Below are 7,416 nucleotides of genomic sequence, written 5' to 3' on the forward strand. Positions count from 1 at the left end.
TTTGTGGAATGGCCCGCTATGAAACGCTCTGAACATTGCCAGACCGCTCTGCCTCATTTTTGCCCCAATCCTGCACGTCGCGGCGCGGTTTCTCAAGTATCGGGTTAAGGAAATGTCTCAAATTTGAATGAGTGGCAGCCAAGTGGTGCCGGTCTGCATCAATCTTCGCCCAGAAAATCATTGGTTTAGGGGCTGTCGTGCCGAACGATACGCGCCCGCCGGGTCGTGCCAACGATTGCGGCAAAAATGTGCCGGAGTTGGGCGTTTGGCACAAAACAAAAGGGCCGCCCGGTTTGGGCGGCCCTCATGGCTGTCAAAGATATGTCGGCTCAGACCCAGGGGCGGGCCTGCGCGGCTTTGTCTTCAAACGCCTTGATCGCATCGGCTTTTTCAAGCGTCAGGCCGATATCATCGAGCCCGTTTTGCAGGCAATGCTTGCGGAAGGGGTCGACGTCGAACTTGATCACTTCGCCATCGGAGGTGGTGATCTCCTGCGCGTCCAGATCGACCGTCACGCGGGCGTTTTCGCCCTTTTCCGAATCGGACATCAGCAGATCGACCTGCTCTTGCGGCAGTACGATGGGCAGCATGCCATTCTTGAAGCAGTTGTTGAAGAAGATATCGGCAAAGGAGGTGGAGATCACAACCTTGATGCCGAAATCCGCCAGCGCCCAGGGGGCGTGTTCGCGCGAAGAACCGCAGCCGAAGTTGTCGCCCGCCACGAGAATCGAGGTCTCGCGATATTTCGGCTGGTTCAGCACGAAATCGGGGTTCTCGTTGCCCTGACGGTCATAGCGCATCTCGTCAAAGGCATGCACGCCAAGGCCGGAGCGTTTGATGGTCTTCAGGAACTGCTTGGGGATGATCATATCGGTGTCGATGTTGACCAGCGGCATCGGCGCCGCAATCCCGGTGAAGGTTTCGAACTTTTTCATGGCTTTGCTTCCTTACAGCTCGCGAACGTCGGTCAGCTTGCCGGTGACGGCAGCGGCGGCGGCCATGGCAGGGGACACAAGGTGGGTGCGGCCCTTATAGCCCTGACGGCCTTCGAAGTTGCGGTTGGAGGTGGAGGCGCAGCGCTCGCCTTCAGACAGCTGATCCGGGTTCATCGCCAGACACATGGAACATCCCGCCAGACGCCATTCAAAACCGGCCTCCTTGAAGATATCTGCGAGGCCCTCTTCTTCGGCCTGCGCACGGACGAGGCCGGAACCGGGAACCACCATGGCACGCATGCCGTCCTTGATCTTCTTGCCCTTCACGATGTCCGCGGCAGCGCGCAGATCTTCGATACGGCCGTTGGTGCAGGAGCCGATGAACACGGTGTCGATCTCGATATCCGTCAGCTTCATGCCGGGGGTGAGGCCCATGTAATCAAGCGAGCGACGCACCGCTTCGACCTTGCCGCCTTCGAAATCCTCGGGGGAGGGGACGGTCGCCGTGATCGGCAGAGCATCCTCGGGCGAGGTGCCCCAGGTCACGGTCGGCGCGATGTCTTCGGCGCGGATGGTCACGACCTTGTCCCAATGGGCGTCGTCGTCGGAATAGAGGGTCTTCCACCAGGTCAGCGCAGCTTCCCACTGGGCGCCCTTCGGCGCGTGGGGGCGGCCCTTGACGTAGTCAAAGGTGGTCTCGTCCGGTGCAATCAGGCCGGCGCGGGCGCCGCCCTCGATCGCCATGTTGCAGATGGTCATGCGACCTTCCATCGACAGCTCGCGGATCGCATCACCACAATATTCGATGACATAGCCGGTGCCGCCACCGGTGCCTGTCTCGCCGATGATGGTCAGAACGATGTCCTTGGCGGTGACACCCGGGCGCAGCTTGCCGGTGATCTCCACCTTCATGTTCTTGGATTTCTTCTGGATCAGCGTCTGGGTGGCCAGCACGTGTTCCACCTCGGAGGTGCCGATGCCATGCGCGAGCGAGCCAAAGGCGCCATGGGTGGCGGTGTGGCTGTCGCCGCAGACCACGGTCATGCCGGGCAGGGTCCAGCCCTGTTCCGGGCCGACGATATGCACGATACCCTGACGCACGTCGCTCACCGGATAATAATGCACGCCGAATTCACGGGCGTTGGTATCCAGCGCGGCCACCTGAATGCGGCTGTCTTCTGGCATCTGGTCGGGGTTGTCGCGACCGGCGGTGGTGGGGACGTTGTGATCCGGCACCGCGATGGTCTTTTCGGGCGAATGCACCTTGCGGCCCGCCATGCGCAGCCCTTCGAACGCCTGCGGGCTGGTTACTTCGTGCACCAGGTGGCGGTCGATATAAAGCAGGCAGGTGCCGTCTTCGGCTTCATGCGCGAGATGCGCATCCCAGATCTTGTCGTAGAGTGTTTTGGGGGACATGTGGTCCTCTCCCGTATGTTCGGTAAATATGCTGGCGTAAGTGGTCTGGCACCGCAGGCCCTATAGGCGTGCGAGAACCGTGCGGGCGGCACCGAAGAACCGTTCGCGCAGCCGCGCGCGGTCCTGAAGAGCAATCGTCTGAGCCAATACGTGAGTCATGCCCTGTGGAATATAGCGGCATCAGGCGACAATCAAGGTTCGTCGCACAGGACACCGCCCGGATCTCGATGGTTGCGGCTTGCCTCGGCAGGGGCATGGCGGCAGACTGGCAAAAACAGGAGGCATGATGGAGCCGGATAAGCTGTCCGAGGCCGTGGGCGACACGGTGCAGGATCTGACAGGGCTGGTACAGCACTACTGGGGGCTGGTGATGACACCGGGCTGGCGCCAGTATCAGGTGGTGATCGTGCTGGGCCTGATCCTGCTGGCGGTGGTGCTGCGGCGCCTGACTCGCCCCCGTTGGGAGGCCTGGGCGCGCACGCGGGAGGGCTGGCCGAAATGGCGGCTGCGGATCCTGGTGCAGCTCTTGCGGCGCCTGCCGCTGATCTATTTCACGGTGATGTCCTGGGGCGTCTATGTGGTGATGCGAGAGGTCACCTGGCCCTCGCGCAGCTATCTGATCGGCGCGGCGGCCAAGCTGGCGGCGGCCTGGCTGGCGATCGCCTTCCTGGCGCGGCTGATTTCCAATCCAAGCCTGCGCAAGCTCGCGACCTGGTTTCTCTGGATCTATGCCACATTGGCGGTGTTCAACCGGGTTGACGATGTGGCGGATGTCCTCGATTCGGTGGCGCTGGACTTTGGCGCGCTGCATCTGTCGCTGCTGGTGGTGCTCAAGGCGGTGGTGCTGGCGACGGCGCTTCTGACCCTGGCGCGGATGGGCTCCGGCCTGGCAGAGCGGGGTCTGCGGCGCAACGAGGATCTGTCGCCCTCGATGCAGGTTCTGGCTGGCAAGGCGGTGCAGGTGGCGCTCTATGGGGTTGCCTTTGTGCTGGTGATCCGCTCCGTCGGCTTTGATCTTACCGGGCTTGCGGTGCTCTCGGGCGCGATCGGTGTCGGCATCGGGTTTGGCTTGCAAAAGGTGGTCTCCAACCTGGTGTCGGGCATCATCATCCTGATGGACCGCTCGATCAAACCGGGCGATGTGATCTCGCTGGGCGAGACCTTCGGCTGGATCAATGCGCTGGGCGCGCGCTACGTGTCGGTGGTGACGCGGGACGGCAAGGAATACCTGATCCCGAACGAGGATCTGATTACCTCGCAGGTGGTGAACTGGTCCCATTCCAACCGCTATGTGCGGCTCGATATCAATTTCGGCACCAGCTACGACGATGATCCGCATCTGGTGCGGCAAGTGGCCGTGGACGCGACCATGGGCGTCGCCCGGGTGCTGAACAGGGCCGACATGAAACCGGTCTGCCATGTGGTGGGCTTTGGCGACAGCAGCGTCGATTACGTGCTGCGCTTCTGGATCAGCGACCCCACGGGCGGGTTGACCAATATCCGGGGGCAGGTGTTTCTGGCGCTTTGGGATGCGTTCAAGGCAGAAGGCATTTCGATCCCCTTCCCGCAGCGCGAACTGCGTTTGTTGAACGACAAGCTGACGGTTTCGTCGGACGGGCCCTCTGCCGACGAGGCTGCGACAACGGGGTCACGCGGCACTGCGGCGAAGCTCGATTGAACTGGCGCCCTGCATTTGCTATATTTAAGGGGACCCCAGCGCCGGGGGTCCGTCGGCGCGCAGCAAGGAGGACAATGTCCTGGCACCCCAACCTCAGGCGGCCGTTGCCGCCCCGTCCGGAGCAGCCGTAATGGCCGCGTCCGTACAACCGTACACCAGCGAAGAGTTGCTGGCGCGCATCCTGACTTCTCTCGATGATGACAAGGCCGAAGATGTCACGCAGATCGACCTGCGCGGCAAGACGTCGATTGGCGACTACATGGTTGTGGCCTCGGGCCGTTCAACCCGTCAGGTCGCCGCCATGGCCGAGAAGCTGATCGAGAAGCTCAAGCATGAGTTCGGCATCATCAGCAAGGTCGAGGGCAAGGATGCAGGTGACTGGGTTCTGATTGATACCGGCGATGTGATCGTGCATCTCTTCCGCCCCGAAGTGCGCGAGTTCTACCAGATCGAAAAGATGTGGCTGCCAGCCGGAACCGCCGCCAGCTAAGACGATCAATGCCAAGCCCCGTGGGTCGGGCCCTGCCTGACCCGGATTGGCCCTCTTGCCTTTGCGCCTGTGTCGGGGTTTCCCCGCTGGGCGCGTCTCCTCATCCTCAGCGATATCAGGAACGACGTTATGCGCGTGCATATCTGTGCGGTCGGGCGTTTGCGCGCCGGGCCGGAGAAAACGCTGATTGACGATTACCTCCAGCGGTTTGACCGCACCGGCCGGGCGCTGGGCCTCGGGCCTGCAAAGGTGCTGGAGGTCGAGGACAAGAAAAATGCCGGCATGGGGGCCGAGGCAGAGCTGCTGCGCAAGGCGCTGCCGAAGGGCGCGCTGATCTGTACCTTGGATGAGCGCGGCAAGGTGATCTCCTCGCCGGATTTCGCCGACAAGATGGCCGGTTGGCGCGATGCGGGACGTCAGGATCTGGCGCTGATCATTGGCGGCGCAGACGGCATTGATCCCAGCCTGCGCGCCGAGGCGGATTTTTCCCTGTCCTTTGGCAAAATGGTCTGGCCGCATATGCTGGTGCGCCTGATGCTGGCAGAGCAGATCTACCGCGCCGCAACCATCCTCTCGGGCAGCCCCTATCACCGGGTCTGAGCTGCGGCCCGGTCTGGCCTCGCCGGCGCTGCTCCGATAAATCTATGGCTTTTCCGCCGCTTGTGGCGCCGCATCCGGTTGCATCAGAATGCGACGGGAGCGGGAGGCAAATTCGCGGCGATAGAGCACCCCCAGGGTGATGATCGTGGCCAGGATCAGCACTTCGGCACCGGCCAGCCAGGCAAGGCCCGCCAGCGAAAAATAGGTGGACCGCAGCCCCCGGTTAAAGCTGCGCGCGGCGGTGATGTTGATTTCTGCCGCCTGCCGGGCACGCGGATAGGCGCGGGAATCGCTGACGTCGTTCGGGACCGCTGCCATCAGAACCGAGCAATAGCCAAACAGCCGATGCGACCAGACAAAGGCGAGAAAGGCATTGGTCAGGAAAATCAGCACCAGCAGGATCTTGATCTCCCAGACAAATTGCGGCGTTTTCTCCAGCGCCAGATCCTGCGCCACCCCGGCCAGCTGATCGGTATTGCCCACCAGCGCCACCCCGGCCCCCAGCGCCAGCATGGTGGCGGAGGCAAAAAACGCGGTGGCCTGCCGCAGGGAGGAGATCACCTGCGAATCGAACATGCGCGGCACCCGGGTGACCATCTCGATCATCCAGTCGCGCCGGAAATTCCCCATCAGCGAGGAGACCGAGGGGCGTTTCGGGTTTGGATTTTCAATGCGCCACCCGATCCAGAGCCAGCCCAGCACGAAACAGGCCAGGGCTATGAAATCCCAGGTGGAAAACAGGTTGAGACGCTCTATCCATATCATGGGGGGACCCTAGCCGAGACAGTTCGCCCTTGCCAGTATGTAAAAATTGGTAATATTACTTTACCAAAGAGGAGAGCCCCATGGAGATGCCATCCCCAAATGCCGCCATACTGAGCCGGAAGGCGGAGCTGATCGCGCAATTGTCCCGGGTGCTGCCGGCGGATGCCATCATCTCGGATGTGGTCGAAACCCGGGCCTATGAATGCGACGCGCTGACGGCCTATAAATGCCCGCCGATGTTGGCGGTTCTGCCGCGCAGCACGCAGGAGGTCTCCGAGGTTTTGCGCCTCTGTCATGCCATGGGCGTGCCGGTGGTGCCGCGCGGGGCAGGGACCTCGCTGGCGGGGGGGGCCTTGCCCACCGCGGATTGCGTGATCCTCGGCGTGGCGCGGATGAACGAGGTGCTGGAAACCGATTACGACAACCGCTTTATCCGGGTGCAGACCGGGCGCACCAACCTGTCGGTCTCTGGCGCGGTGGCGGAGGCGGATTTCTTCTATGCGCCGGATCCCTCGTCGCAGCTGGCCTGTGCGATTGCGGGCAATATTGCGATGAACTCCGGCGGGGCGCATTGCCTGAAATACGGGGTGACCACCAATAACCTGCTGGGCGTCACCATGGTGATGATGGATGGCACCGCGGTCGAGCTCGGCGGCGCGCATCTGGATGCGGGCGGGCTGGATTTGCTGGGCGTGATCTGCGGCAGCGAGGGCCAGCTTGCGGTGGTGACCGAGGCAACCCTGCGGATCCTGCGCAAACCGGAGGGCGCGCGCCCGGTGTTGATCGGCTTTGACAGCAACGAGGTTGCCGGCGCCTGCGTGTCCGATATCATCAAGGCGGGGGTGTTGCCGGTGGCGATCGAATTTATGGACCGCCCCTGTATCGAGGCCTGCGAAGCCTTCGCCAAGGCGGGCTATCCGATGTGCGAGGCGCTCCTGATCATCGAGGTCGAGGGATCTGACGCCGAAATCGCCCATCAACTCGGTTTGATCACCGAGATCGCGCGCCGTCACGACCCGGTGGAGCTGCGCGAGGCCGGGGATGCGGAGGAGGCCGCCCGGATCTGGCTGGGACGCAAATCCGCCTTTGGCGCCATGGGGCAGATCAACGACTATATGTGCCTGGATGGCACGATCCCGGTGTCTGCGTTGCCTTTGGTGCTGCGCCGGATCGGCGAGATGAGCAAGGATTTCGGCCTGGGCGTCGCCAATGTGTTTCACGCAGGAGACGGCAATATGCATCCGCTGATCCTGTTTGATGCCAATAAGCCCGGTGATCTTGAGCGATGCGAGGAATTTGGCGCCGAGGTGCTGAAGCTCTGCGTTGAGGTGGGCGGCTGTCTCACGGGCGAACACGGCGTCGGGGTCGAGAAACGCGATCTGATGCTGCATCAATATGGGGCAGCGGATATCGAAGCGCAGCTCTGGGTCAAAGATGTGTTTGATCCCAAATGGTTGCTCAATCCGGCCAAGGTCTTTCCCCTGGCGACCACCGAGAGCCGCCGCAGCGTTGCGCTGGCGGCAGAGTGACAG

7 protein-coding genes are annotated in these 7,416 nt (G+C 62.3%); 4 read left to right on the forward strand and 3 right to left on the reverse strand.

The window, feature by feature from the left end:
* Nucleotides 1-329: 329 nt before the first annotated feature.
* Together leuD and leuC are read right to left on the reverse strand one after the other, a co-directional pair.
* Nucleotides 330-935, reverse strand: coding sequence for a 3-isopropylmalate dehydratase small subunit (gene leuD, locus HCZ87_RS04995; protein WP_167642664.1), 606 nt, complete (start codon nucleotides 933-935; stop codon nucleotides 330-332).
* Between the two features lie 12 nt (nucleotides 936-947).
* Nucleotides 948-2,351, reverse strand: coding sequence for a 3-isopropylmalate dehydratase large subunit (gene leuC / locus HCZ87_RS05000; RefSeq protein WP_167642665.1), 1,404 nt, complete (start codon nucleotides 2,349-2,351; stop codon nucleotides 948-950).
* A gap of 286 nt (nucleotides 2,352-2,637) precedes the next feature.
* On the opposite strand from leuC, the gene HCZ87_RS05010 reads away from it, so the two are divergent.
* The 3 genes from HCZ87_RS05010 (at nucleotide 2,638) to rlmH (ending at nucleotide 5,119) form a co-directional block, all read left to right on the forward strand.
* Complete coding sequence (locus tag HCZ87_RS05010) at nucleotides 2,638-4,029, forward strand: mechanosensitive ion channel family protein (RefSeq protein WP_167642676.1); 1,392 nt, start codon at nucleotides 2,638-2,640, stop codon at nucleotides 4,027-4,029.
* 130 nt (nucleotides 4,030-4,159) lie between these two features.
* A complete protein-coding gene (rsfS, locus tag HCZ87_RS05015; RefSeq protein WP_167642666.1) occupies nucleotides 4,160-4,519 on the forward strand; it encodes a ribosome silencing factor in 360 nt (119 codons plus the stop codon).
* Nucleotides 4,520-4,648: 129 nt separating this feature from the next.
* Nucleotides 4,649-5,119: a 23S rRNA (pseudouridine(1915)-N(3))-methyltransferase RlmH gene (gene rlmH / locus HCZ87_RS05020; RefSeq protein ID WP_167642667.1), complete on the forward strand. Its 471-nt coding sequence runs from the start codon at nucleotides 4,649-4,651 to the stop codon at nucleotides 5,117-5,119.
* Between the two features lie 42 nt (nucleotides 5,120-5,161).
* Here rlmH and HCZ87_RS05025 read toward each other — a convergent pair whose 3' ends face one another.
* A complete protein-coding gene (locus tag HCZ87_RS05025) occupies nucleotides 5,162-5,884 on the reverse strand; it encodes a DUF599 domain-containing protein (protein WP_167642668.1) in 723 nt (240 codons plus the stop codon).
* 80 nt (nucleotides 5,885-5,964) lie between these two features.
* Between HCZ87_RS05025 and HCZ87_RS05030 the strand changes: the two genes are divergently transcribed.
* Nucleotides 5,965-7,413: an FAD-linked oxidase C-terminal domain-containing protein gene (locus HCZ87_RS05030; RefSeq protein WP_167642669.1), complete on the forward strand. Its 1,449-nt coding sequence runs from the start codon at nucleotides 5,965-5,967 to the stop codon at nucleotides 7,411-7,413.
* The last annotated feature ends 3 nt before the right edge of the window (nucleotides 7,414-7,416 follow it).

Source organism: Phaeobacter sp. HF9A, from assembly GCF_011806385.1.
Taxonomy (GTDB): Bacteria; Pseudomonadota; Alphaproteobacteria; order Rhodobacterales; family Rhodobacteraceae; genus Epibacterium.